The 24,882-nt window shown below is 46.1% G+C and carries 21 protein-coding genes; 5 read left to right on the plus strand and 16 right to left on the minus strand.

Annotated elements, in window-relative coordinates; genetic code table 11:
* Positions 1-95: 95 nt before the first annotated feature.
* Positions 96-407 carry a metal-sulfur cluster assembly factor gene (locus tag FC15_RS03600; protein WP_057824052.1) on the minus strand — a complete coding sequence of 104 codons (312 nt, stop codon included), beginning with the start codon at positions 405-407 and terminating at the stop codon, positions 96-98.
* A gap of 238 nt (positions 408-645) precedes the next feature.
* On the opposite strand from FC15_RS03600, the gene FC15_RS03605 reads away from it, so the two are divergent.
* A complete protein-coding gene (locus FC15_RS03605; protein ID WP_057824054.1) occupies positions 646-1,449 on the plus strand; it encodes a Cof-type HAD-IIB family hydrolase in 804 nt (267 codons plus the stop codon).
* A 129-nt stretch (positions 1,450-1,578) separates the two neighbouring features.
* Here the strand turns inward: FC15_RS03605 and FC15_RS03610 are convergent, their stop codons facing one another.
* Positions 1,579-1,767: a 2-hydroxymuconate tautomerase gene (locus tag FC15_RS03610; protein WP_057824056.1), complete on the minus strand. Its 189-nt coding sequence runs from the start codon at positions 1,765-1,767 to the stop codon at positions 1,579-1,581.
* An 81-nt stretch (positions 1,768-1,848) separates the two neighbouring features.
* On the opposite strand from FC15_RS03610, the gene FC15_RS03615 reads away from it, so the two are divergent.
* The gene (locus tag FC15_RS03615; RefSeq protein WP_057824058.1) at positions 1,849-3,270 is read left to right on the plus strand and encodes a C69 family dipeptidase; all 1,422 of its coding nucleotides are present in this window, start codon (positions 1,849-1,851) and stop codon (positions 3,268-3,270) included.
* 10 nt (positions 3,271-3,280) lie between these two features.
* Here the strand turns inward: FC15_RS03615 and FC15_RS03620 are convergent, their stop codons facing one another.
* The 11 genes from FC15_RS03620 to dnaG all read right to left on the minus strand — a co-directional run bounded on the left by FC15_RS03620 (position 3,281) and on the right by dnaG (position 15,432).
* Complete coding sequence (locus FC15_RS03620) at positions 3,281-3,829, minus strand: shikimate kinase (RefSeq protein WP_057824060.1); 549 nt, start codon at positions 3,827-3,829, stop codon at positions 3,281-3,283.
* Positions 3,814-5,196: a 3-phosphoshikimate 1-carboxyvinyltransferase gene (gene aroA, locus FC15_RS03625; RefSeq protein WP_057824062.1), complete on the minus strand. Its 1,383-nt coding sequence runs from the start codon at positions 5,194-5,196 to the stop codon at positions 3,814-3,816. Before aroA ends, FC15_RS03620 begins: the two co-directional genes overlap by 16 nt.
* A complete protein-coding gene (aroC, locus tag FC15_RS03630) occupies positions 5,196-6,425 on the minus strand; it encodes a chorismate synthase (protein ID WP_057824063.1) in 1,230 nt (409 codons plus the stop codon). Before aroC ends, aroA begins: the two co-directional genes overlap by 1 nt.
* A gap of 3 nt (positions 6,426-6,428) precedes the next feature.
* Complete coding sequence (gene aroB, locus FC15_RS03635; RefSeq protein WP_057824065.1) at positions 6,429-7,511, minus strand: 3-dehydroquinate synthase; 1,083 nt, start codon at positions 7,509-7,511, stop codon at positions 6,429-6,431.
* Positions 7,504-8,592 (minus strand): 3-deoxy-7-phosphoheptulonate synthase, encoded by a 1,089-nt coding sequence (aroF, locus tag FC15_RS03640; RefSeq protein ID WP_083479072.1) that lies wholly within the window; start codon positions 8,590-8,592, stop codon positions 7,504-7,506. The genes aroB and aroF overlap by 8 nt, the downstream gene beginning before the upstream one ends.
* Positions 8,593-8,603: 11 nt before the next feature.
* Positions 8,604-9,464, minus strand: coding sequence for a shikimate dehydrogenase family protein (locus FC15_RS03645; RefSeq protein WP_083479073.1), 861 nt, complete (start codon positions 9,462-9,464; stop codon positions 8,604-8,606).
* A gap of 2 nt (positions 9,465-9,466) precedes the next feature.
* Entirely contained in the window at positions 9,467-10,708 is a 1,242-nt protein-coding gene (gene pepT, locus FC15_RS03650; protein ID WP_057824069.1) for a peptidase T, read from the minus strand.
* Positions 10,709-10,749: 41 nt separating this feature from the next.
* Positions 10,750-11,565, minus strand: a complete 816-nt coding sequence (locus tag FC15_RS03655; RefSeq protein WP_057824071.1) for a Nif3-like dinuclear metal center hexameric protein — start codon at positions 11,563-11,565, stop codon at positions 10,750-10,752.
* Positions 11,537-12,265 (minus strand): tRNA (adenine(22)-N(1))-methyltransferase, encoded by a 729-nt coding sequence (locus tag FC15_RS03660; RefSeq protein WP_057824073.1) that lies wholly within the window; start codon positions 12,263-12,265, stop codon positions 11,537-11,539. The genes FC15_RS03655 and FC15_RS03660 overlap by 29 nt, the downstream gene beginning before the upstream one ends.
* Positions 12,266-12,457: 192 nt before the next feature.
* Positions 12,458-13,576: an RNA polymerase sigma factor RpoD gene (gene rpoD, locus FC15_RS03665; protein WP_146979088.1), complete on the minus strand. Its 1,119-nt coding sequence runs from the start codon at positions 13,574-13,576 to the stop codon at positions 12,458-12,460.
* A 20-nt stretch (positions 13,577-13,596) separates the two neighbouring features.
* Entirely contained in the window at positions 13,597-15,432 is a 1,836-nt protein-coding gene (gene dnaG / locus FC15_RS03670; RefSeq protein ID WP_057824075.1) for a DNA primase, read from the minus strand.
* Between the two features lie 682 nt (positions 15,433-16,114).
* Between dnaG and trpX the strand changes: the two genes are divergently transcribed.
* The 3 genes from trpX to FC15_RS03685 are packed head-to-tail and all read left to right on the plus strand — an operon-like array spanning position 16,115 to position 18,781.
* On the plus strand, positions 16,115-17,113 hold the full coding sequence (trpX, locus tag FC15_RS03675; RefSeq protein ID WP_057824077.1) for a tryptophan ABC transporter substrate-binding protein: 999 nt from the start codon (positions 16,115-16,117) through the stop codon (positions 17,111-17,113).
* Complete coding sequence (locus FC15_RS03680; protein ID WP_057824079.1) at positions 17,110-18,009, plus strand: ABC transporter permease; 900 nt, start codon at positions 17,110-17,112, stop codon at positions 18,007-18,009. The genes trpX and FC15_RS03680 overlap by 4 nt, the downstream gene beginning before the upstream one ends.
* A complete protein-coding gene (locus FC15_RS03685; protein WP_057824081.1) occupies positions 18,002-18,781 on the plus strand; it encodes an ABC transporter ATP-binding protein in 780 nt (259 codons plus the stop codon). Before FC15_RS03680 ends, FC15_RS03685 begins: the two co-directional genes overlap by 8 nt.
* Positions 18,782-18,867: 86 nt before the next feature.
* Here FC15_RS03685 and FC15_RS03690 read toward each other — a convergent pair whose 3' ends face one another.
* From FC15_RS03690 to glyQ, 3 genes are all read right to left on the minus strand, one after another.
* The gene (locus tag FC15_RS03690; protein WP_057824083.1) at positions 18,868-21,381 is read right to left on the minus strand and encodes an excinuclease ABC subunit UvrA; all 2,514 of its coding nucleotides are present in this window, start codon (positions 21,379-21,381) and stop codon (positions 18,868-18,870) included.
* Between the two features lie 291 nt (positions 21,382-21,672).
* Positions 21,673-23,751, minus strand: a complete 2,079-nt coding sequence (glyS, locus tag FC15_RS03695; protein WP_057824085.1) for a glycine--tRNA ligase subunit beta — start codon at positions 23,749-23,751, stop codon at positions 21,673-21,675.
* Positions 23,751-24,659 carry a glycine--tRNA ligase subunit alpha gene (gene glyQ / locus FC15_RS03700; protein WP_057824086.1) on the minus strand — a complete coding sequence of 303 codons (909 nt, stop codon included), beginning with the start codon at positions 24,657-24,659 and terminating at the stop codon, positions 23,751-23,753. The genes glyS and glyQ overlap by 1 nt, the downstream gene beginning before the upstream one ends.
* Positions 24,660-24,882 lie beyond the last annotated feature (223 nt).

A 24,882-nucleotide genomic window follows, 5' to 3' on the forward strand; every position in this document is an offset into this window, starting at 1 on the left:
GTCGTTTTTTTGTATCACCTAAAAAACATCACGAGATTGATCGATTATTATGAAAAGCCCGTACTCACTAGAAGCGGAACATACTCAAGCGAGGATCAACCGATTCCGAGCGAGATGCGAGCATAGCGACTCATCATCTCCGGCGTCCACTGCGGATACCAGACCAATTCGATATCAACATCATCAACTTCAGGCAAAACCTTAAGCGCGGTATTGATCTGATCGGACAAATAATCGGTCAACGGACAGCCCATCGTGGTCAACGTCATATTGACGGTCGCCAAACCATCTTCATCTAAGTCAACGTCATAAACCAGGCCCAAGTTAACGATATCGATACCCAATTCGGGATCAATCACGTTTTCGAGGGCGGTCAATATTTTTTCTTTCTGTTCATCAGTGGCCATAAACTCACTCCCTGTCCCCGATTATACCGAGAAAAGGATCAAAGAGCAACGGAAATCAGTCCAAAGCTTCAACCAGTGCATCCCCTGGAATTCATGAGATGATCAGCAGTTTATTGACGTCGGGCTTTATTGCACGAGGTTTTTTTGATAAAATGAGATAATATGTATTTTTAGCTTCGACCTCGCCCTAAAAATTGGCTCGTCGAATGAAATTAAACCATTTCAGAGGACATTTAAAATGACAAAAAAATTAATTGCACTTGATCTAGATGGCACCACCTTGAATAATCAATCTCAAATCAGTTCACGAACGGCTGCAGTACTGAAAAAAGCGGAAGATGCAGGCAATATCGTGGCAATTGCGACCGGTCGCCCGAATCGGATTAGCGTCAATTATTATCACGATCTCCGACTGAAAAGCCCGATGGTCAACTTTAACGGTGGTTTGATCCACGTTCCCGATCAAGAATGGGCCGGCGAGAAAAGTTCAACGATCCCACGTGATCTCGTCTTTGATGTGCTAAAGATGAAGCAAGATTTGCCAATCCACATGGTTGCTGCGGAAGGTAAAAACTTCCTCTTCGCCGATCAAATCGTCGATCTTGATATTGGCTTCTTCCCGACCACATTGAAGAGCAATCAAATCCTGAGTGAGCAGTCGTTACAAACCAATCCAACTTCGTTGACGATTTTTGTTGATAATCAGGATCAACCTGCCATCAAAACTTTCTTGAAACAGAAATATCCACATATTGAATTGAATAGCTGGGGTGGGCAAGTGAATGCCATCGAAATCGTCCATGAAGGCATCAACAAATATGCCGGCGTCCAATATGTTGCTGACTATTTCAACATTCCGAACGCCGATATTATTGCATTTGGTGACGAATCGAATGACTTGGAAATGTTAACCAATGTCGGCTGGGGCGTTGCCATGGCTAACGGGACCTCCGCCATCAAAAAAGCAGCCAACGATATTACGACGTTGAACAACAATCAGGATGGCTTAGCCGATTATTTGGCCCAATATCTAGCCATCTAGGCGGCCTTCGTGCATTCTTGAGACGCGCGGTTCTGGTCTGCTGGAAACAATTGATGACATCAAAAAAACACAGCGGTTGATCACCGTGTGTTTAATCAGTGACATTCAAAATTGTTGATGCCCAATGAACTACTGCTCGTCACTCTTTAAAATACCGCCGACCGAATAACGATCTTTCTGCATTTCGTTGAGTACCACGTGAACGTGTTCTGCAGGTGCACCCGTATCTTTTACAATGGCGTCGGTAACGTCTTTGACTAAAGCTTTCAATTGTTCTTGACTACGACCTGCAATTAAATCAATATGAACTAAAGGCATAAGTGTCGCTCCTTTTCTTGTGAGTTAGAATTATTATTCAATTTATTTTAGCATAATTAGCCGTTCAAAGGAGACTTAATCATGACGAAACCGATTTTTAGATCATCTTGCACTTCCATTCTCATTGGTAAAAAAGCCAGTCTAGATGGGACGGTAATCATTGGTCGTAACGAAGACAGCCGTACTGCCTGGCCGAAACACTTGCAATTCAATCCACACCGTCAACAACCTAACGCCGAATTTATTTCCAAAGCGAATAAGTTTCGCTTAGCGCTACCAGAAGTTGCCTATCAATACTCTGCCACACCAGAATGGACGGATCATTATGGTATCTTTGCCGAGGATGGCATCAACGAGTATCATGTTGCAATCAGCGCCACAGAGAGTGCCTATGCAAACGAGCGTGTGCTAGCAGTAGATCCATTCGAACTCGAGACCGGTCTCCTTGAGGAGGCCATCATCACCGTAGTGCTCCCCTACGTCAAAACTGCGCGTGAAGGTGTCCGCCGCTTAGGCAAAATCATCGACGAACACGGCAGTGCCGAGGCGAATGGCATTTTGTTTGCGGATCAGGATGAGGCTTGGTACTTCGAAGTTGGTTCCGGTCACCAATGGGTCGCACAACGGATCCCTGACGATCAATACGCGGTAGTTGCCAACCAGCTAGCCATTCAAGTCGTTGACTTTAAGGATGCGGATCAATTTATCACATCACCAAATTTAGAATCATTCGTTCAAGACCATCACCTCTGGCCAGCTGATCGTCCGTTTAATTTTCGTCGGATCTTCGGAACCGCCGATGATTCTGACTTGGTCTACAACACGCCTCGTGTCTGGAGCGGCCAGCGCCTCTTGACACCATCCGTGACGCAACAACCTCATTCATTCGAACTTCCCTTCACCCGTCGACCTGATGATCCGATTTCGATTGCCCAAGCCGAACGCGTCTTATCCGATCACTTCCAAGGCACAGATTTTGACCTCGTCGCAAATCCTCAAGCAACGATTCGATATCGCCCAATTAGTGTCGCAACCACTCAAGAATCACATCTCCTACAACTCCGCAGCGGGGTTGATGAGTCATTGGTAGGAATCCATTGGTTAGCGATGGGTGTCAGTGCACAAAGTGTCTACGTTCCATTCTATTCAACCGGTGTAAAGGTGCCAATGATGTATACGCGTGGTAAGGAAACTTACACCAACAATTCTGCTTACTGGCTCTTTAAGCAGGCCAGCGTTTTGCTGGACCGCAATTGGCAGCATTACCAACGCCAACTCATGTCTACTCAAGATCAAGTTAACCAACGAATGTGGCAACAGCTGGTTAAAAGTGATCAGGTCATTGCCGAACTTCCAAATGAAGGCAAACAAAAAGCCATTGATGAAGCTAACTTGAAAGTTGCTAGCATTGCCATCAAAGGCTATCAAAAATTAGTGACTGATTTAATCACAGCGCAAACTGCCGCCTCACCACTTAATTTCAGAGTTGATCCAAATTTATAGACGGCAATAATCATGACGTCTTCAACTGCCAGATCTCTTCGGCCAACTGCCGAGGAGATTTTTTTGTGGCCGTAATTTCATGAGTCGCAACCTGCCGATAAATGGATTCGCGTTGGCAGAATCGTTGATACAGGGCATCTGAGGTCGACTGAGTCACCAGTGGACGGGTCGTATCTGCTGCAATTCGCCGATAGCAGGTTGAGTAATCAACGTTTAACCAGAAAACAGTTGCAGCTTGTTGAAGCAAACGACGACTCTCTGATGACTCAATAATGCCACCACCCGTTGCCACAATTGGCACATCCGTCGATAACGTCTGCCGCAAAGTTTCAAATTCAAGTCGACGAAACTTTTCTTCCCCGACCTGGTTAAATAAATTACCGGTTGTTGTCTGAAATTGGCGACCGAGTAGTTCATCCGTATCGATAAAAGTCAGTCGATGTTGCTGTGCAAGTGTGCGCGCCAATGTTGTCTTGCCCGCGCCCATAAAACCAATTAAGATGATTGCCACGATAGCTGTCCTTTGTTCCAATGAATAGATTTCTAAAGTTGGTCCCATTGCGATTCAACTCGCAACAATTGTTGAAGATCAGTGATGAAAGTCGGATTAGAAATTGCAATACTGTCCAATCCCTCAATTGAAAAATGTTGACCACTCAAGATGGCCGCAATCACCAACATCATTGCAATTCGATGATCGGCGTGTGCAGATACAGTTGCTTCATCATCCGATGCGTGCAACTTTGTGGGTCCTTCGATGATTAGACCATCAGGTTGTTCACGAATGATTGCCCCTAACTTGGTCAATTCGGTGGTGATCACGTGTAGTCGATCGGTTTCTTTGTAACGCAATTCAGTTGCCTCACGAATAATGGTGGTTCCTTGACATTGCGTTGCCAACAAACTCAAGATCGGGATTTCATCAATCAAACATCCCAATAACCGACCATTGATTTGAAAAGCTGGTAATTGTTGATGGGCATGCTTAACTAAAATATCTCCTCGAGGTTCACCTGCAGTGTCGTCTCGCGAAACGGACACTTCAATCGCTTGCGGTGCTAATTGTTGCACCAATCTTAAAAATCCTGTTCGTGTTTCGTTCAAGCTTTGATTTTCGACAAGCAACTGACTTCCCGGCAGTAACAACGCTGCGCTGATCAAGAAGGCGGCGCTCGATGGATCACCAGGGACAACGACATGTTGTGCTTGTAGTGGACGCTGGAGCGGTGAAACGGTCAACAAATTTCCCTCCACATGAAGATTTGAGCACCCACCAAATTGCCACAGCATTTTTTCTGTATGATCCCGACTTACTGCGGGTTGTCGGAAATGTGAAGGTGCATCTGCCTGTAGTGCGCCAAGAATCAAGGCGGATTTCAACTGTGCGCTGGCAACCGGCAACGTATACTTGATCCCGCGTAGCTGCGTCGTTGGTAAAATTTGCAACGGCAACATTCCATGATCTGCTAAATATTCAGCTCGCATACCCATTGTGGTCAACGGTGAAATGACACGTGCCATCGGTCGTTGGTTCAAGCTCAGATCCCCACTCAGTTGGATTGTATGAGGTTGCTTAGCAAGAAGGCCCATTAATAATCTCGCTGTCGTGCCAGAATTTCCCAAATTTAAGCGTGTGAGTGAATGCTGAGGTTGAAAATTAAAACCAGCTAGGCCATGCACGACGGTTTGGTGTTGTCGAGTTTCAATCTGAATACCCAGCGCTTGCAGCGCTTGCTGTGTGCGTTCGACATCATCAGAAACCAGTAGATTGTCGATCACCGTATTGCCAGCAGCAATCGCGCCAAAAATCAACGCCCGGTGAGAAATACTCTTGTCTGCCGGCGTTTGATACGTGCCTTGAATCGATTGACCTGGTTTGATTTGAAGTTGCATCTGATATTGTTGTGAAATGAGATTCGTGGTCATCATGATCGCTCTTGTCCTTCAGTCCGCTGACCTTTGAGGTAACGTTGATAGCGTGCGAAGTTTTGCTGAATGCGCTGATTCTCATCTTCACCAAACATCTCACAGAAGGCCTGCATCACTGTTATTGCCGTCATCGCCTCTGCAATCACCGAAGCTGCCGGCACTGCCGTTGTATCCGAACGTTCAACGGTCGCACGTGTCAACTCGTGAGTCCGAATGTCAACGGTCGGCGCCCCCGTTGGTTGGGTCGGAATGGGTTTCATCACAAGATCAATAATTAACGGCATCCCGTTGGTCATCCCGCCTTCTAGACCCCCTTGGTGGTTCTCTGATCGCTGGTAGCTGTCGTTTTGCCAGAAGATGGCATCAACTGCAGCTCGACCGGTTTCGTGTCCAAAATCAAACCCGTCGCCGAAACTGACACCTTTGATTGCATTAATACTCATTAAGGCTGAACTTAAACGTGCGTCTAACTTGCGATTCGCGCTGACATAGCTTCCCAAACCTAAGGGTAAACCTTGAACGATCACCCGAATTTGGCCGCCTAGTGTGGTCTGATCTGATTTTGCTTGATCGATTGTGGCCTGCATCCGTGAGTTGGTTTCCACGTCAAGTGTTCGGGTTGATTGTTGGCGAATCGGTGCAATGACTTCTCGTTCGAAGTCGCGTCGCGATTGGGGGCGTGAGGCTTGTCGCAAAGACTCTTGTGATAAAGATGCTGCTCCAATTTGAGTCACTACACCCGCGATCACAATTCCGAATTGTGCCAGAAATTGCTGACAGAGGCTGCCAATCGCAACCCTCATTGCCGTCTCACGTGCACTCGCACGTTCAAGGACATTGCGAAGATCACGCAACTGATCGTATTTCAAACCGCCCACTAAATCCGCGTGTCCAGGACGCGGCCGAGTGATGATTCGCTTAGTGACAGTCGCGCTGTTTTGCGTCGTGGTTGGCCAAACCGACATCACTGCATGCCAATTCTCAAAATCACGATTGGGCAGCAACAACCCAATTGGAGAACCCAAAGTCTTGCCAAAACGAACCCCTGAAATAATCTGGACTTGATCTGTTTCAATTTGCATCCGGCCACCACGACCGTAACCAATTTGACGTTGACGCAAGTCAGCCAATAGTCGCTGTTGATCTAGTTGGACATTCGCCGGAAAGCCAGAAATAATCGCAGATAGATAGGGACCATGAGATTCCCCTGCTGTCACATATTCCATCGATTACCACCCTAACCATTTTTTAAACGCGGCGTGAGTCATGGGTACCAAGAAAGGTTGGCCGACATCATTGATTTTGACGAGTGTCAAGCCATGATCATCCGCTTTTTTATCGAGCCTGGTGCGTGCTAGAATCGCCTCGTGTGAAATTGTCCGTGGAATTTCTGTTGGCAACGCTAATTGTTTGAACAACGTTTCTGTCATCACGAGTGTATTAAGCGGCAACTCGTGATGGTCAACTGCAGCCCGCATCAGTGCAATCATTCCAATTCCAACCGCCTCGCCATGCAGAAGGTCACCCTGAGCCAAAGCTTCGACCGCGTGGCCAATCGTATGTCCAAAATTCAGATAGCGACGTTCTTTATAATCATAAAAATCACGGCTGACTAACGCCGACTTAATCTGTAAACCGCGAGTCACCAAAACTGCAAGCAAATCGAGTGACAGTCTCACACTCGACTTAGTGGCCAGCAATAACTGTTCCAAAAGTTGCGCGTCTTCTGGTTGCCGCGAACTGATTAACAGACACTTGATGATCTCGACCATGCCCGCAGCTAGATCACGTTTTGGCAGTGTTAACAATAATTTAGGGTCTACAATCACTGTTTGTGCAGGATAGAAGGTTCCAATCAAATTCTTGATCCCCTGAAAATCAATCGCCGTTTTACCGCCAATACTGCTATCAGACTGGGCAATAATTGTGGTCGGTACTTGGACTAAAGTCATGCCTCGCATGTAGGTGCTGGCAATCAGCGCGCCTAAATCGCCAATGACGCCGCCACCTAATGCAACAATCGCATCGGTACGTGTGAATTGATGTTGCATCAAAATGGTGTAGAGTTGTTTAACCTGATCCAAATTTTTCGTTGCTTCTCCTGCCGGTAGAACAACGGGAACCACCTGACAATATTGGCTCAATTGTTGTTGCATGCGTTGCAAATGCAACGGTGCAATGTGCTCATCGGTCAACAACAAAACTTGGTGACCTTTCAATGAGACGAGTTGATCGAACAAGTGCTGACTCGCGTTGATTTCAATCAGGATGTTCGTCTGCCGGTCAGCCAACTTCAATTGCCATTCAGTCATGGTTCTCGTCTGGATTCGTGGCAGAGTGGTGACTCTCGTGATTATCCTCTGACACAGCCGCTTTGACGATGGCTTTCTTTTCCTCAGCAATCGCGCCATCTAGCTCATGAATTTTTTGAGCACGAGTGGCCAGCTTCGCAAATTGTGCTGGCGTCAATTGTTGTGCGGCGTCTGAGAGCGCCTGTGCGGGATTTTCGTGAACTTCGACCAAGAGTCCCTGGGCGCCTGCTGCAACCCCAGCGGCAGCTAATGGCGTCACGAGATCGGCATGTCCAGTAGCATGGCTTGGATCAATAATCACAGGGAAATGCGTCAACTGATGGAGAACCGGTACGGCACCAACATCTAAAACATTACGGGTGTATGTGCCATCGAATGAACGAATTCCCCGTTCAACCAACATGATATTGAAATTTCCCTGGCTTGCGATGTATTCTGCTGCGTTCAACAGCTCATCGATGGTTGCAGACAACCCGCGTTTCAACGCAACCGGCTGGTGGGTTCGACCCACAGCCTTCAGCAATTCGTAGTTCTGCATGTTGCGCGCTCCAATTTGAAAAATATCGGTGTACTGACCAACCGCATCAATTTCCTCAACCGACATGACCTCAGTGATGACGTCCAGACCGTTTTCATCTGCGGCTTCTCTTAAATAAGTTAGGCCTTCAACGCCCAAGCCTTGAAAGTCATATGGTGAGGTGCGAGGTTTGAAAGCACCGCCACGCAAAACAGACGCGCCAGCAGCTTTAACTGCCGCGGCAACACGATGAATCATTTCCTCATTTTCAACAGAACATGGTCCAGCCATTAACGTTAAGTTGTGCCCACCAATTTGGTTATGTGGTGTCTTCACGATAGTGTCATTTGGCTTAAAAGCACGACTACTCAAGACATATCTTGGCTGCTTGGACTCAAGCCGTGCAATAGCGGATTTTTGACGTTCAGTAAAATCAAAGGTATCGGTGTCGAAAACGACGAGGTGATTTTCGACCAAAACACCGTGATGATGGGCTTGTTTCAGTGATGCTAAAATATCTGTCAAAATTTCTTGATCTAAAGGTTTCTTAAATTGAATGATCATCAATTATTCCCTCACTTCAAAGTTTTTTCAATGACTGCTAGCGGTAACTTGTGACCGGTCCAGAAGTCGAATGATCGTGCGGCTTGCTGTAGCAACATGCCCAGGCCATTGTGTGTGGTTAATCCCAATTCTCGACTTGCTTGTAGGAAGTGCGTTTCACGCGGTTCATAGATAACATCCCAAATTTGAGTGGTTGGTTGGAATCGACGTAATTGCTCGATTGAAAGCGGCGCCTGTGCGTGATGGGCACCAAATCCTAAGCTAGTTGCGTTGATCACCAGGTCGTAACTTTCTAATTCAGCGGACGCGAGCCACGACCAATCGACGCACGTTAAGTTGCTAACTAGTGGTTCTGATGCCGATTGGAGGATAGTGATGAGTGTCTGGACCTGTTGAAAATGAGGCCGATTTGCACGCTGAATCACCGTCACTTCCAGCGGCTGCCGAGCCGCCAACGCAACGAGGATGGCGCGAGCACAGGCGCCCCCACCTAGTAATAAAATTCGTTTACCGGAAAGGTTGACGTTGTTAGCCTGGATATCTGCAATCAGACCTTCACCATCTGTATTGGTGCCAATCAAGCGACCGGCTATATTTTTGACCGTATTGACCGCTCCAATTAATTGTGCGGTTGGACTGATCTCGTCTAATTCTGGGATCAGCGTTTCTTTGAGTGGTAACGATAGATTGCAGCCTGCCAATGGTCGGGTTCGAATCTCCGCCGCAATCTCTGAGCCGGCTGCTTCGGTATCGATCACAAAATAAACCGCATCTAGACGATTCACTCGAAACCCCTCATTATGAATCTGCGGTGAGAGACTGTGCTTGGCTGGATGGGCAAACAAGGTATATTGTTGTGTAAGATCAGACATGACTAGTTTTCTGTGACATTTAATTCGTTGATTTTCAGCAAGACGTCGACGGCTTGAGACATCACTTGTGTTGAGACATACTCATATCGACCGTGCATGTTTTCACCACCAGCAAAAATATTCGGCGTTGGCAAGCCCATGAACGAGATTTTTGAGCCATCTGTGCCGCCGCGAACGGGTTCCTCATCCGGGGTAATGCCCAGTGCGTTCATTGCGCGCTCTGCTAATTGAACAACTGACATGTGGTCCTTCATGACGTCAATCATATTCTGATATTGATCCCACATCTTGAGTGTCAATCGTGGTTCGTCAAATTGTGCGTTCATTTTGGCAACCAGGTCGGTCACAAATTGTTTCCGAGCTTCAAGCCCAGTTGTTTCAAAATCACGAATAATGTAATCAAGATCAGCCTCTTCGACGGTCCCGTTAAAGCTCAGCAAGTGATAGTAACCTTCGCGTCCTTCCGTGGTTTCAGGTGTTTCGTTGGCAGGAAAAGCCGATTGGAAGTCGACGCCTAATTGAATCGCGTTGACCATAATACCCTTTGCACCACTTGGATGAACGTTTTTGCCTTGGATATGCAGTTTAAAGGCAGCTGCACTGAAGGTTTCGTATTCGAGTTGGCCAAGTGGGCCGCCATCAACGGTATAGGCAAAGTCAGCGTCGAAATCAGCGACGTCAAAGCGGTCGGCACCCGTCCCAATTTCTTCATCTGGGCCGAAACCAACCTTCAAATCACCATGTTTAATTTCTGGATGGGCCAACAAATATGACAGCATCGCCATGATTTCGGCGACGCCTGACTTATCATCAGATCCGAGTAAGGTACTACCATCTGTCGTAATCAAGGTGTGTCCTGCATACTTTTTCAGGCTTGGAAATTCTGCGGGATCCAAGACAAAATCGCCCGCTGGATCGAGTTTAATGATTGATTGACCGTCATAATTCTCAACAAATTGAGGGTTGACACCATTCGCATTGAAGTCAGCCGTATCAACGTGGGCGAGGAAGCCAATCGTTGGAACGTTCTTATCGAGATTACTTGGCAACAATCCAGTTACATAACCATTGGCCTCGTTATACTTGACTTCTGCTAGTCCTAGGTCATTTAACTCTTGTTCAAGTTCATGGAGAAAGGTGACTTCGTTTGGTGCAGAAGGAACGGTGTTTGACTCTTCATCAGAACGTGTCTCTGTTTTCACATACTTTAAAAAGCGTGGAATGAGATCTTCATAGTTTGTCATTGTAAAAGCCTCCAAATTGTTGATCATTTTTTTAAAGTGTCTTAGTTTATAAATTGAAAGGGATCTGTACTTAATTGCGAGCTCAAGAGATCTACCTGCCAGTCTGCTTGTTCAAAAGCTGCTTGCAAAATTGGCGGTAATTTCTGCTTGATGATGGCTTCAATGTGATGACCTGGGTCGATCACACTGAGGCCATTTGCCAACATGTCATGCGCCGTGTGATAGTAAACATCGCCGGTCACGAAAACCTGTGCCTTTGCCTGCAAAACCTCTGGATAAAACTTACCACCATCGCCACCAATCACTGCAACACGAGAAATCAGTTGGTCAGGCTGTTGCGTCATCAAACGCAAGCCATCGACTGAAAATGCCGTTCGACAATGATCCGCAAATTGATGTACGGTCATCATTTGCGGTAGCTCGCCGATTACTCCAAGGTAAATCGTCGGTAGCTGGAACGATTTTGGTCGTAGATTAAAGGGTTGTTGTTCAATCAAGCCCAACTGGTCCGCCAACCAATGATTCATCCCATCTGGCGTCTCATCAAGATTCGTGTGTGCTGCAAAAACAGAAATCTGGTGTTTGATCAGTTCCATGTACATGCGCTGCTGTGGATCCGCATAGTCCAATTGTGGCGCGGGTCGAAACATCAATGGATGATGCGCAATAATTAGATCCGCACCCACTTCAATCGCCTCTTGAACGACTTCAGGACGGACATCTAACGTCACTAAAATTCGTCGAACAGTCTGAGCACGATTGCCAATCTGCAGACCAATCGGATCGTCAGGTTCCGCATTTGCAGGTGGGAAAATCGTGTCCATGAAATCAATGATTTGTTGAACGGTCGGTCGCATCTAATCCCTCCTTAATGAAACGAATCTCTGTCTGAACTTTTTGGATCTTGGCCGTTATTGGTTCGCTCGCACGCATCAGCTGTGCTAATAATTGTTGTTTCTGCTTCAATTGGAACTGCCAGTAAGCCCGAAAATCCTCTTCCGAATGAACCTGTTGAAGCATCACCGGTCCCATCAATAATTCGATTGGCTGGTAATCAATCCGGTCGGCATCAGGAACGGCTAGCATCATTTGGTAATAGTGATTCTCGTCGAACACCAAATTTTCTGCCACGATCCGCCAGCGATGTTGCCCTAGCCATTGGCGAACAACATCCACATTTTGATTAGGTTGTAGCACAAGTGCCTTTAACGATTGCAAGGGTTGCGTCCCTTGATTCAAGATTTCAGTGATCAACATGCCACCCATGCCGGCAATCACGGCGCATTCAATCTGATCCGCAGGTTCAATGGCAGCCAAGCCATCAGCCAGCCGGACAATCAATTGGTCCGCATAACCGCTGGTCTGAACATGATCGCGTGCAATTCGATAAGGGCCCTCAACAACTTCTCCGCAAACCGCATAATCGATTTGATCCGTTGCCTTTAAATAGATTGGCAAGTGGGCATGGTCGGAGCCAATATCCGCAATTCGCCGCCAGGGCGTCGTTAATGCGGCAACTGCTTGTAAACGTTTGGATAATTTAATGATTACTTTCACTCCTCAGGATGAGATAGTCATGCCACAATTATAACAAATATTCGACTGAGAAAGTCTGAATTTCTACCAAAAATCTGCCATTCTTCGCAATGATTGATCTGCCGTTTATTCGTGCGATCCTCAGATCATGCACAGAAAAAACCATGGCCCAGTGAGCAACCATGGTTTGAATGACGTCAACTGCTGTGTCGACTATTCAAGAAAATCTTTTAATTGATTTGAACGTGAAGGATGTCGAAGCTTGCGCAAGGCCTTGGCTTCAATCTGACGAATTCGTTCACGAGTGACACCGAAGACTTTACCCACTTCTTCTAACGTCCGAGTACGACCGTCGTCAAGTCCAAAGCGTAAGCGCAAAACGTTCTCCTCGCGATCTGTCAGCGTATCGAGGACACTCTCCAATTGTTCCTTGAGCAGCTCGTATGACGCGTGCTCTTCGGGACTCGTCGCATCGTGATCTTCGATGAAATCGCCAAGATGTGAATCGTCCTCTTCACCAATTGGTGTTTCCAAGGAAACCGGTTCTTGAGCAATTTTCAAAATCTCACGAACTTTTTCGGTCGGCATATCCATTTCTGCACCAATCTCTTCGGGTGTGGGTTCACGGCCAAGATCTTGCAGTAATTGACGTTGGATTCGAATCAACTTATTGATTGTTTCGACCATGTGCACTGGAATCCGAATTGTCCGAGCTTGATCGGCTATCGCACGGGTAATTGCCTGACGGATCCACCAGGTGGCGTACGTTGAAAACTTGAATCCCTTGCGATAATCGAACTTCTCAACGGCCTTCATCAAGCCCATATTACCTTCTTGAATCAAATCTAAGAATTGCATGCCACGACCAACGTAACGTTTGGCAATAGAAACCACCAGACGTAGGTTAGCCTCTGCTAGTTTTTGCTTAGCAATTTGGTCGCCCTCTTCGATCTTCAAAGCTAGTGCGACTTCCTCTTCGGCTTTCAACAATGGCACACGACCAATTTCCTTGAGATACATTCTGACGGGGTCGTTGATCTTGACGCCTGTTGGTGCGGATAAATTCGTTAAGTCTTTCTTAGTGACTTTAGTTTCCTTTTTGAGGGAACGCTCACTTGGATCACCATTCTCGTCGACGATAGCATAGCCTTGGTCTTCCATACGCTGCATGAGTTCATCAACGGCCTGATCTTCGAGTTCAAATGGTTGAACGATTTTCGAGACTAATTCATCATTGGTAATTTCTTTATCGATCTTATGTGCCTGAACCAATGCCTTGACTGCTGTTTCTAATTTTTTTTCGTGTTGTTTCTTAGTTTCTTTTGCCACCATATTTGTACCCCCTGTGTCTACTATTGACTTAACTGACGCTTAAGTTGTAACAGTTCAATGAGCCACTTTGTTTGTGCATCCGTGTCGCCTTGTGCAGTTGCCAATTTAACTTGTTGTTGCGCTTGCTGCATGCGTTGATTAATTCGTGCACGTTGAATATTTTGAATATAATCTTGAACTTCATCATCGCTGATTTGATCTGGTAATTCTGCCATTTCAATCTCTAAGAGTAATTTTTGCAACTCTGGCGTCAAATAATCTGTAAATCCCGCGACAGTATGTTCAACTGGTTGCTCAAGATAGTCCTGCCACTGCAAGAATAATTCCTGGATATGCGCATTGCTAAAAGCAAAATTAGGATCATCGATCAATTGTTGCGTCAATGTTCGATCCGTCATTGCCAGACTCAGCAACCGTCGCTCGGAAATCTCCGTTCGATTCAAGACGGTACTAAAAACTGGCGATGGTGCATGACTGGTTTGGACATTAGTCGGCTGTGCGAAACGCGTTTGTCGTTTCTCAGCGCGTTGCTTGCGCTGATACTGACGTCGTGCCTTCTCAAATTCACTCTTGAGCGCCGTCAAATCAATCGTCGCTTGATCAGCAATCTGGCGTAAATAGAGATCCTGTTCAACCGTCGATTCAACTGTCACCAATAACTGCAATGCCGCTTGAACGTAGCCCAAACGCTCACTATCTACAGAAAAATTATATTGCCCGGCAACTCGTTGAAGTTGAAACGCAAAAGGGGTCAAGACATGATCGTTCAGTTGTTTTTGAAATGCCTCATTGCCGTGTGCCTTGATATATTCATCTGGATCTTGTCCATCCGGCAACATAACCACGCCAACGTCGAACTGTCGATCCTTCACCAACTCAAGTGCATCCGCGATGGCATTTTGTCCAGGTTCATCACCATCATAACAAATAACCAGCTGACGCGTGACACGAGATAACAAGTAGAGTTGCTGCGAGGTCAAACTCGTTCCCATTGATGCGACGCCGTTTTTGATTCCGGCACGATAGGCACTGATGACATCCATGAATCCTTCGAATAAATAGGCCGTCGCAGTTTGTCGTATCGTTTGTTTCGCCTGAGAAAAATGATAGAGCACTTCACGCTTTTGGAAAAGCTCTGTCTCAGGCGAATTCAAATATTTTGGTTCCGTCTCCGACTTAGCTAATAAGCGACCTGAGAACGCGATGACATGCCCACCTTGATCTAAAATGGGAAACATCACGCGGCCACGAAAACGGTCCATCAATTGACCGTCTTGCCGCTGCACGAACAATCCGGAACGAACCAATAACTCTCGTGAAACATGACGATTTTCGAGAAAATTCAAGACCAGATTCGTCTCATTTGGCGCAAAGCCTAGCCCAAACTCATCGATTGCCGACTCGTCTAACCCACGTTTCTGCAAGTAAGTGAGTGCTGGCTCGCCAACTTTGGTCTTCAGTAACACGTGCGAGTATAACTGCTGCACACTCTCATAAACCTGGCGCAATTGCTGCGCTTGTGAGTGCTCGACGTCACCAAATTTTTGCTCAGACAACTGTTGAGGCAGTGCAATATCACTAAAGTCGGCTGCTTTGAGAACCGCCTCTGGAAAAGAAATATCTTCGATCTCCATTAAAAACTTGAAGACATTTCCCCCACGATGACAACTGAAGCAGTTAAAAATTTGTTTATCTTCCGCAACCGAGAAAGAAGGTGTTTTTTCTTCATGGAAGGGACACAAGCCAAATAAGTTTTTACCTTGTTTCTTCAACTGGACATATTGACTCACAACGTCAACAATATTCGTCTTCTCCCGGACTTCTTCGATGAACTCAGTAGGAATTCTTCCGGCCACGCTTCTCACTTCCCTCAGTATAAGCAAGAAATAGGCTGACAAGTTGGTATCCAAAGTCAGCCCCATCATACATATTTATGCAAGATATAATATACCACGTTTTCACCAAGAAAACAATGAAAAGACACTCACCACTTGTGACCGCTTAGGCCTAATGATATCATGTTCAAAATCAGTGAGACGATTGCAAAAACTCGCAATCATTACTTTTAGATGTGGTGCTCGACAATACTGCCGCAAAGTATGTCTATGTATACCCCAGCTTCATCACAGAAACAGTGGCTTGATACCTGTGACAGAGGGATCAATCGCATGCGTTAAAAAAAGATTTAAAAAAAAGATTGACACTGTTTTATATTTTGCTTATACTGATGTCAATTCCTTAATTCAAGTCAAAGGAGTTTGAGTGAAATGCAAAAGTTAACGTTCATGTCCAATGTTAATCGTTCATGGCAAAGCCGGCACAGCCGATTGTAACCTGCAATCACACGGATACAATCTGGCAAACAGTTTGTATCTGTGCCGACTCACTTTTGTGTTCCTTCAACAAAGAGGTCTGCATGGATTTATTTCCACAGCAGGCTTCCGGAAAACCTTTATGGCAAACCAGAGCATGCTGGTTTGCCTTTTTTTATGTCTTAGCCATTAACTAAATCTAATAAAATTAATCGAGGTTTTTCAAATGAAAAGAATGATTGGATTTATCGCCGCACTTGTCGTATTTTTAGGATTCGCCTTTTTTTACACCCAACATCCCAAGAAACCCGCAGCTAAACAAATCCCTGTCATCGGGCTCTTACAACTCCAATCGCACCCTGCGCTAGATGAAATTCATCAAGGATTCATCGCCGGCTTAAAGTCTGAAGGTTACACACCCGGCAAAAATATCAAAGTTGATTTTCAAAACGCTCAAGCTGATCAAAGTAATCTGAAAACGATGAGCACGAAGTTTATCAATGAAAAGGCGGACCTGATTGGTGCAATCGCAACCCCTTCTGCTCAAGCAGCCGCAAACGCAGCCAAAGGTAAAACACCGATTATTATCGCCGGCGTGACCGATCCCAAAGGTGCCAAACTTGTGAAGTCGGACAAGCGCCCTGGCACAAATGTCACTGGAACTTCAGGTGAGTCCCCGCTGCCAAAGCTTCTCAGCTTGCTACGCGAGCTCGTTCCAACTGCTAAGACGATTGGCGTCATCTATACTTCAAGTGATCATGGTGGTGAGTACAACGCTAAGAAATTCCAAGCATTAGCCATCAAATCCGGTGTCAAGGTCAAAATGTATACGATCAGCAATACGAACGACATGCAACAGGTCGCTCAGAAAATGGTCAGTGAAGTTGATGCTATCTACGCGCCTCAAGACAATGGTGTTGCCTCAGCCATGAAAACACTGACCAACGTCGCAAATAAAGAGAAGAAAGTCATCGTTGCCTCGGCAGATACGATGGTAAAAGATGGTGGCCTCGCTTCATACGCCATTAAACAATTCGATTTAGGTAAAGTGGCGGGACAAATGGCCGCACGTGTCCTCAATGGTCGTTCAACGAAGACTTACCCCGTTGCCTATGTCTTAAAGGGCAATTACGTGATCAACGAAAAAGAAGCCAAGATTTTAAGCGTCAAAATTCCCGAACACATCATGAAAGATGCCGAAACTAAAGGAGAGATTTTCAAATGAGTATGATTGTATCTAGTATTGGTCAAGGGTTACTATGGGCTATCTTGGGAGTTGCACTCTTCCTGACCTTCCGGATTCTCGATTTTCCAGATATGACTGTCGAGGGCACTTTTCCATTAGGGGCGGCCGTGGCTGTTGTCAGTTTAACCCATCACCTTTCACCTAGCGTTTCGATCACCTTGGCATTTCTCGCTGGCGCAACAGCAGGTTTGATCACAGGGTTGCTCTACACGAAAGGGAAAATTCCAATTTTACTGGCCGGCATTCTCGTGATGACGGCTTGTCTATCGATCAACTTACGAATTATGGGTAGCTCGACGATTTCATTGATGGGTGAACGCACGATTTTTAGTCACGCGTTTCTTGCCCATTTGCCACGTTACTTCGATTCAGTCGTTGTTGGTCTGATTACAATTTCAATCATCACCGGCCTACTGATTTATTTCTTGCAAACCGATCTTGGCCAAGCCTTTATCGTGACCGGCGATAATCCAACAATGGCTCAATCGATCGGCATTAATACTGATCGGATGACGATTGTGGGTTTGATGATTTCCAACGGTCTGATCGGTCTCAGCGGCGCATTGATTGCACAGAGCAATGGCTACGCCGATATCAACATGGGCATCGGGATTATCGTGATTGCCCTCGCTTCGATCATTATCGGCGAAGTCGTCTTCGGCGAATTGACGCTAAATCAGCGATTAATTGCCGTCGCACTCGGTAGTATCATCTATCGTTTCGTCATCTTGATCGTCTTACAACTCGGCTTCAGCACTAACGACTTGAATCTGATTTCAGCAATCATCCTCGCGCTCTGTCTGATGCTGCCAAATCTCAGTAAATCTTTGAAACTCGACCATGTCATCCAGAAAGGAGTTGCGAAACATGACTGAATCTGCAACTGCAATTTTAACTTTAGAAAACATTGTGACCTATGCCAATCGACATACACCCAATCAGACCACTATTCTCAAAAATTTGAATTTAACGATCGAAGCTGGCGAATTCGTGACAGTGCTCGGAACGAATGGTGCGGGTAAGTCGACCTTATTCAATGTCATTGCTGGAACGATCCCCATCGATGGCGGACGGGTCCTACATCTTGGCCATGACTTGGCAAAAGTAAGTCCTGAGAAACGTGCTCAATTTTTGGCTCGTGTTTTCCAAGACCCTAAATTGGGAACTGCACCCAGAATGACCGTCAGCGAAAACTTATTATTAGCACTCAAACGCGGTCAACGCCGCAGCTTCAGTCCACGTCGCCTTAAGCAACATCAAGCCGGCTTCAAAACATTACTCGCCACAATGGGTAACGGTCTGGAGGAACATCTTGATACGGCGACGGAAGATCTCTCTGGTGGTCAGCGTCAAGCCTTGAGTTTCTTGATGGCAACTCAACAGCGCCCCGATCTGCTGCTACTCGATGAACACACTGCTGCACTTGATCCAAAAACGAGTGATCAATTAATGACGCAAACCAATCAGACCATCACGTCACAGCACTTGACTTGTTTGATGATCACGCATCACCTGGATGACGCGCTCAAATATGGTAATCGTTTGATTGTCCTTAACGCCGGTGAAATTACGCTTGATGTTCGTGGCGAAGAGAAGTCAGCCCTCACCAAAACCAAGTTACTCGAATTTTTCGGACGGATCGAATAACCGATGCATCTAGAAGCGCCACGCCTCAAAAAAGTATCTCTTTACCGCTCAAAGTAACGATGAAGAGATACTTTTTTGCGTTGAATTTAGTTAAATTGATGCCAATATCCAGCAAGATATTGACTGGTCAAGCTACGCGGGTGTTTGATCAAATCGATTGGCCGACCAGCTGCAACGATTTGACCCCCATTCTTGCCCCCGCCAGGCCCCATATCCAAAACATAATCGGCGTTAATAATGAGATTCAAATCATGCGTAATCGTGATGATGGTTGCGCCTTGATCGAGTAGCTGCTGCATGACGCCTAATAGCACCTTAACATCGAGCGGATGCAAACCAATTGTTGGCTCATCAAAAACAAACAGCGTCGTTGCCTGATCATGGTTCAAGTGTTTGACCAATTTCAGCCTTTGCGCCTCCCCACCAGATAAACTAGGGGTGCTCTCGCCGAGATGCAAATAATCAAGGCCGACTTCTTGCAATAACTTGAGATCTTGCTCAATTTTCGGAACTCTTTTAAAGATTGGCAACGCTGATCGGACGTCCAGCTTCAAGAGATCAACGATAGATTGATCATGCCATTTGACCGTTTGCACCGCTTGATTATAGCGATCACCATGGCAAACAGGACAGACTTGCTGCATATCAGGCAAGAATTGGATGTCGAGGGTAACTACACCAGTCCCCCCGCAATTCGGACAAGCGCCTTGTTTATTATTGTAAGAGAAATAGCTCGACGTGTAATGCTTCTCTTTAGCGAGTGATTGACTCGCAAAGAGGCGTCGTAAATTATCCATCATACTCGTGTAGGTCGCAACGGTCGAGCGTGCTGTTTTGCCAATTGGAGCGGCGTCAACGCTCACCACGTCAACCAATGAAGTCTGAAGTTGTTTGACCTGAGTTGGCAATTGCTGCCCCTTACCCCGCGCCTCAATTGCTGGGACTAAGCTATTCAGAATCAAGCTCGTTTTGCCTGCGCCTGAGAACCCGGTAATCGCGCTTAATTGATTGATCGGCAACTTAGCATGGACAGATTTCAAATTATAATAATCAGCCACTTCAAAATCAATCGTTTCGACGGCAACTCGCTCCGCCAACGGTCTCGCCAATAACGTTGCTTGCCCGTTCAAATAGGGGCCGATTTTTGATTGCGGATCTTGTGCGACGGTTGCGGGCGTGCCTGCGGTTAAAATCTTTCCGCCTGCCTCGCCTGATCCCGGTCCAATCTCGATAATCCAATCGGCAGCCTTGATAATATCGACATCATGATCGACGACGACTAGCGAGTTCCCTTGTGCCACTAGCGCTTTGAAGACGTTTAACAGACCACTAATATTGTCAGGATGTAACCCTATCGACGGTTCATCCAAGATGTAAAGCACACCCGTTGTTTGGGTCCGCAATGTTCGTGCTAATTGGATTCGTTGAAGCTCACCGGTGGATAATGAATTTCCATTTCGTGACAAGGTGAGATAATCCAACCCCAATTCGAGTAACGGCCGTAAATTCTCATCAAATTCATGAAAAAGCGACCTGGCTAATTGCGTCATATTCGGCGCCAGAGTTTCCAACACGGTCTGTTTCCAATCTGCTAGCTCACGCAGACTCAAGTCGTTAACTTGGGCAATATTTAGTTGCCCGGCTAATTGTTGAAGCAATTCCGGCTTTAACCGCGTCCCTTGGCAGATTGGACAAGTTGCGTAATGAAAAAAGGTCCCGATTTTTTGCTGAGCTCGTTCACTCTTGCTCGACTTGGCAGAAGCCAAGACGGCTTGATGCGCATTTTCGTATAGCGCGTTGAAATCATGAAAGACACGGCCAGTACCTGAGCGAAAATCCATCTTGAATTTCTGCTGCGGGCCATTCAGAACGAAGTCTTTCTCTTTGTCCGACAACAAACGATAAGGCACGTGAATGCGAACACCAGCTTGCTCGGCAACACTAGGCATAAAATTACGACCGGGCAAATGCCATGACGCCACTGCACCTTCTGCTAAGCTTAAGTTCTCATCTAGAATGAGTTTGCTTTCGTCGAGAGATCTGACTAAGCCAGTGCCTTGACAATTCGTACAAGCACCACCGGCGTTGAACGCGAAGTCCTCAGCACTAAAGGTGTTGAAAGAGATTCCACAGGTTGGACAAGTTAGCCGCCCCATTTGTTCACCGGTCTTGCTCATTGCCTGTGCAAGTTTTAAACTCGGGGGCAATCGATGACCATTCGGACAAACGGGTGAGCCTAATCGTGAGAAAATCAGGCGAATCACGTTGAAAATCTCGCTTATTGTTCCGACGGTCGCACGCTCTGATGGCACAGTTGGCCGCTGTTTCAGTGCCAATGCGGATGGAATATGCTTAACACTCGTGACTTCCGCCTGCGCCCCAAGCTTGATACGGCGGCGTGTATAAGTCGACAGCGCTTCTAGATAGCGACGGGAGCCTTCCTCGTACAAAATACCCATGGCAAGTGAACTTTTGCCTGAACCAGACAGTCCAGAAATCGCGACGAATTGATGTAGCGGAATGTTAACATCAATATTTTTTAGATTATGAACGCGTGCGCCACGCACTTCAATTTGCATGGGTAATTTAGATTGTGTCATCATTTAGCTTCCTTTTTACCAAAAAAGTGTTCCCTCACTCATCACAGATTACCAAAAAAGCTGGCCATCTTTACCTTGATCAGCCGAGAGTTGACACATCAAGTATAACATTGACCGACAATTGTGTTCCAGTTGAGATAAGAGTCATCAAACGTCAGCTAAAGCTAGTCAAACACACCTTCAACAGACCCGATCAAAGAATAAATGTAGATCTAAAGCGCCCCACCATTGTGAGACAAAGATCTCAACAATGGTGGGGCGCTTAAAATTCTAAGCTGTCCGTGATCACAGTTACTTCACGATCAATTCATTTAGATTACCAAAAACGCGAATTAATTTTTGTAAAATCAACAACTGAGTCAGTCGATTGCGACGTACGTTCTGATCCTCGGCCATGATCATATTCTCCTCGAAATAAGCCTCAATAATCGGACGTAAATCGTGTAATTCTTGATAATTTTGTTCAATCGTTTGAGCGGTAAAATCTTGACGAATCTTTTGAACCGCGTCATTTAATTGTTGCTCAGAAGGATTCTCGAATAGTTCTGGATCAACTTGTAAATCAGTAAGTTTCAAGTCTGCCTGATCCGCTAGACGAAGTACTCGTGTCAAAGCTTCGATCGTCGATTTGAAATCTTGGTCTTCACGATGAGCAGCCAAAGTTTGCGCAATTTCTTGGACCGTCGTTGGATCGACAGTCGCTGAATCTGTAATCGCATCGATGAAATCATGACGTACTTCTTGCTCACTCAAGAACTGGCGAAGCCGATCCATAAAGAAGTGAAGAAAATCATCACGATGATCCGTCCAGTTCAAATCGAACGTCAAACGATGAGTTGCGAGTGTTTCTGCCACTTTTGCTTGAAGGGAACGCAAAGAGAGATGCCAGTGATTAGCGACGAGAATCCGCACAACACCAAAGGATTGACGACGAAGTGCATAAGGATCGTTTGAACCACTTGGAATCATGCCAACGCTGAAGAAGGCTAGAATCGTATCGATCTTATCGGCAATCGCCAACGTGGCCCCCACACGAGAGGCAGGTAATTCACCGTTGGCAGAAGTTGGGAGGTAGTGTTCGCGAACAGCTTGAGCGACTTGTGCATTCTCGCCAAAAATCTTCGCATAAATTTCACCCATCACACCTTGTAATTCAGGGAACTCACCAACCATACCCGTTACCAGATCAAATTTATAAATTTGACTTGCTCGTTTAAGATCGGCCAATTCTGAATCATTCAAACCAAATAATTGGCCTAAGCTTTGACCCAGCACAGTGACGCGTTGCATCTTTTCAAACATTGTCCCAATTTTATCATGGAAGCTAACGGTCTTCAGCTTTTCAACGTAGGCATCCAGTGAATGCTTCTGATCTTCCTCGAAGAAGAATTTAGCATCTTCCAAACGTGCGACGAGAACTTTTTCGTTACCAGAGATCACATTTTCTAATTTGTGATCGGTCCCGTTGCGAACACCGATAAAGTTAGGTGCTAGGCGACCATCCTGTTGGCGCGCGTAGAAATAACGTTGATTGTCCTTCATCGATGTGATCAAGACAGGTTCAGGTACCGACAAATATTTCGGATCAAAATGGCCCGTGAAGGCGGTTGGATATTCGACTAAGTTAACGACCTCTTCCAGTAAATCTGGATCTAAATCGACTTGCCACTGATTTTGGCTGGCAATCACTTTGATCTGTTCTTCGATTTTAGCCTGACGTTTGTCGAGGTCGGCGATAACGTGATCGTTGGCTAATGCCGCTTCATAATCAGTTGCCTGTGCCAATTCGATCGAGTGGCCTAAGAAACGATGACCGCGAGTTGTCCGTCCCGCTTTAACATCAAGAATTTGCATCGGTACAACTTGATCATCAAGCAGACTGACTAACCAGTGAATCGGGCGGATATATTCGAAATGATAACTGCCCCACTTCATCCGGGTTGGGAAAGTTAATCCCTTGGCAATTGCTTCAATGCCTTGCAAAACCGTCGCTGCTGATTGTCCAATCGTCTTCTTCTCAACGAAGACATAAGGTTCACCCTTGAATTCTTTAAAGGTAATTGCATCAGCACTGACACCCTGGCCACGTGCAAAACCCAACGCTGCCTTCGTGAAATTACCTTCGGCATCTTGTGCGATCCGCTTTGCGGGGCCTTTGACCTCTTCAACTTGATCGAGTTGTTTCTCAGCCAAACCTGTGATTAAGAACGCTAATCTTCTTGGCGTGGCGAATGGTTTGATTTCTTCGAAGTCTAAACGTTGTTCTTTTAAATACGCCGTTGTTTTTTCAATTAATTGATCCAAGCTAGGACGAACGACATGTGCGGGCATTTCTTCAAGGCCAATTTCAAATAAATAAGTTGCAGTCATTAGGCTTCTTCCCCCTTCTGTTCTTGGGCATGTTGTTGTAATGGGAAGCCGAGTTTTTCACGTTCGGCAACGAAGGCTTGAGCGATCTGATGAGCCATCCGACGAATTCGCGATAAGTAGCCAGCACGCTCAGTCACCGACACGGCACCGCGCGCATCGAGCAAATTAAAGGTATGGCTGCACTTCAAGACGTAGTCATAGGCAGGATGAACGAGACCCAAGCCAATTAGACGCAGGGCTTCTTTCTCATAATCATTGAAGAATGCGAGCAACATCTCTTGATTGCTTTCTTCAAATGCGTACTTCGAATGCTCAAACTCGGGCTCTTGGAAGATATCGCCGTAGAGCACGCCGTCACCCCATTCAAGATCGAAAACGGAATCAACATCCTGGATGTAAGATGCCAAACGCTCAACCCCGTACGTGATCTCAGAGGTCACTGGGTCAACAGTCAAGCCACCAACCTGCTGGAAATACGTGAACTGACTGACTTCCATCCCATCGAGCCAAACTTCCCAACCCACACCGGCACAACCCATTGAAGGGTTCTCCCAATTATCTTCGACAAAGCGAATATCATGCTCCAAGGGTTCAATTCCCAATTCACGCAAGCTATCCAAATAATACTCTTGAATATTCTTAGGCGAAGGCTTCATAACGACTTGGAATTGATGATGTTGGAACAATCGGTTAGGATTCTCACCATAACGACCATCTGCAGGACGACGTGAAGGTTCAACGTAAGCGGCGTTCCAAGGCTCGGGTCCAATGGCACGCAAGAACGTATAAGGGCTCATGGTACCCGCCCCCTTTTCCGTATCGTAAGCTTGCATTAACATACAGCCTTTAGCAGACCAGAATTTCTGTAAGGTCAGAATCATTTCTTGAACATTTAATTTTTTGACCATTCATTCAACACACCTTTCTTAACTTCACTTTTGAGTCATCAATCATGACAATGATGCTGGATTTAAACTTAGACGCTGTCAAAAACACAAAAAAATCCCTATGCTAAGCTGAATAAGCCTAGCATAGGGACGATTCGAGTTAGTCGCGTCGCGGTTCCACCCTAATTCAGATGCTTGCATCTGCACTTCATTGTTTTTTAATTTGTTTTCTAAAATTGCGGTG

The organism is Lapidilactobacillus concavus DSM 17758 (assembly GCF_001435835.1).
GTDB lineage: Bacteria > Bacillota > Bacilli > Lactobacillales > Lactobacillaceae > Lapidilactobacillus > Lapidilactobacillus concavus.

Excerpts from the sequence above, each read along its gene's own strand:
- FC15_RS03600 (WP_057824052.1), bottom strand. The coding sequence starts at position 407 with ATGGCCACTGATGAACAGAAAGAAAAAATATTGACCGCCCTCGAAAAC.
- FC15_RS03605 (WP_057824054.1), top strand. The coding sequence starts at position 646 with ATGACAAAAAAATTAATTGCACTTGATCTAGATGGCACCACCTTGAAT.
- FC15_RS03610 (WP_057824056.1), bottom strand. The coding sequence starts at position 1,767 with ATGCCTTTAGTTCATATTGATTTAATTGCAGGTCGTAGTCAAGAACAA.
- FC15_RS03615 (WP_057824058.1), top strand. The coding sequence starts at position 1,849 with ATGACGAAACCGATTTTTAGATCATCTTGCACTTCCATTCTCATTGGT.
- FC15_RS03620 (WP_057824060.1), bottom strand. The coding sequence starts at position 3,829 with ATGGGACCAACTTTAGAAATCTATTCATTGGAACAAAGGACAGCTATC.
- aroA (WP_057824062.1), bottom strand. The coding sequence starts at position 5,196 with ATGACCACGAATCTCATTTCACAACAATATCAGATGCAACTTCAAATC.
- aroC (WP_057824063.1), bottom strand. The coding sequence starts at position 6,425 with ATGGAATATGTGACAGCAGGGGAATCTCATGGTCCCTATCTATCTGCG.
- aroB (WP_057824065.1), bottom strand. The coding sequence starts at position 7,511 with ATGACTGAATGGCAATTGAAGTTGGCTGACCGGCAGACGAACATCCTG.
- aroF (WP_083479072.1), bottom strand. The coding sequence starts at position 8,592 with ATGATCATTCAATTTAAGAAACCTTTAGATCAAGAAATTTTGACAGAT.
- FC15_RS03645 (WP_083479073.1), bottom strand. The coding sequence starts at position 9,464 with ATGTCTGATCTTACACAACAATATACCTTGTTTGCCCATCCAGCCAAG.
- pepT (WP_057824069.1), bottom strand. The coding sequence starts at position 10,708 with ATGACAAACTATGAAGATCTCATTCCACGCTTTTTAAAGTATGTGAAA.
- FC15_RS03655 (WP_057824071.1), bottom strand. The coding sequence starts at position 11,565 with ATGCGACCGACCGTTCAACAAATCATTGATTTCATGGACACGATTTTC.
- rpoD (WP_146979088.1), bottom strand. The coding sequence starts at position 13,576 with ATGGTGGCAAAAGAAACTAAGAAACAACACGAAAAAAAATTAGAAACA.
- trpX (WP_057824077.1), top strand. The coding sequence starts at position 16,115 with ATGAAAAGAATGATTGGATTTATCGCCGCACTTGTCGTATTTTTAGGA.
- FC15_RS03680 (WP_057824079.1), top strand. The coding sequence starts at position 17,110 with ATGAGTATGATTGTATCTAGTATTGGTCAAGGGTTACTATGGGCTATC.
- FC15_RS03685 (WP_057824081.1), top strand. The coding sequence starts at position 18,002 with ATGACTGAATCTGCAACTGCAATTTTAACTTTAGAAAACATTGTGACC.
- FC15_RS03690 (WP_057824083.1), bottom strand. The coding sequence starts at position 21,381 with ATGACACAATCTAAATTACCCATGCAAATTGAAGTGCGTGGCGCACGC.
- glyS (WP_057824085.1), bottom strand. The coding sequence starts at position 23,751 with ATGACTGCAACTTATTTATTTGAAATTGGCCTTGAAGAAATGCCCGCA.
- glyQ (WP_057824086.1), bottom strand. The coding sequence starts at position 24,659 with ATGGTCAAAAAATTAAATGTTCAAGAAATGATTCTGACCTTACAGAAA.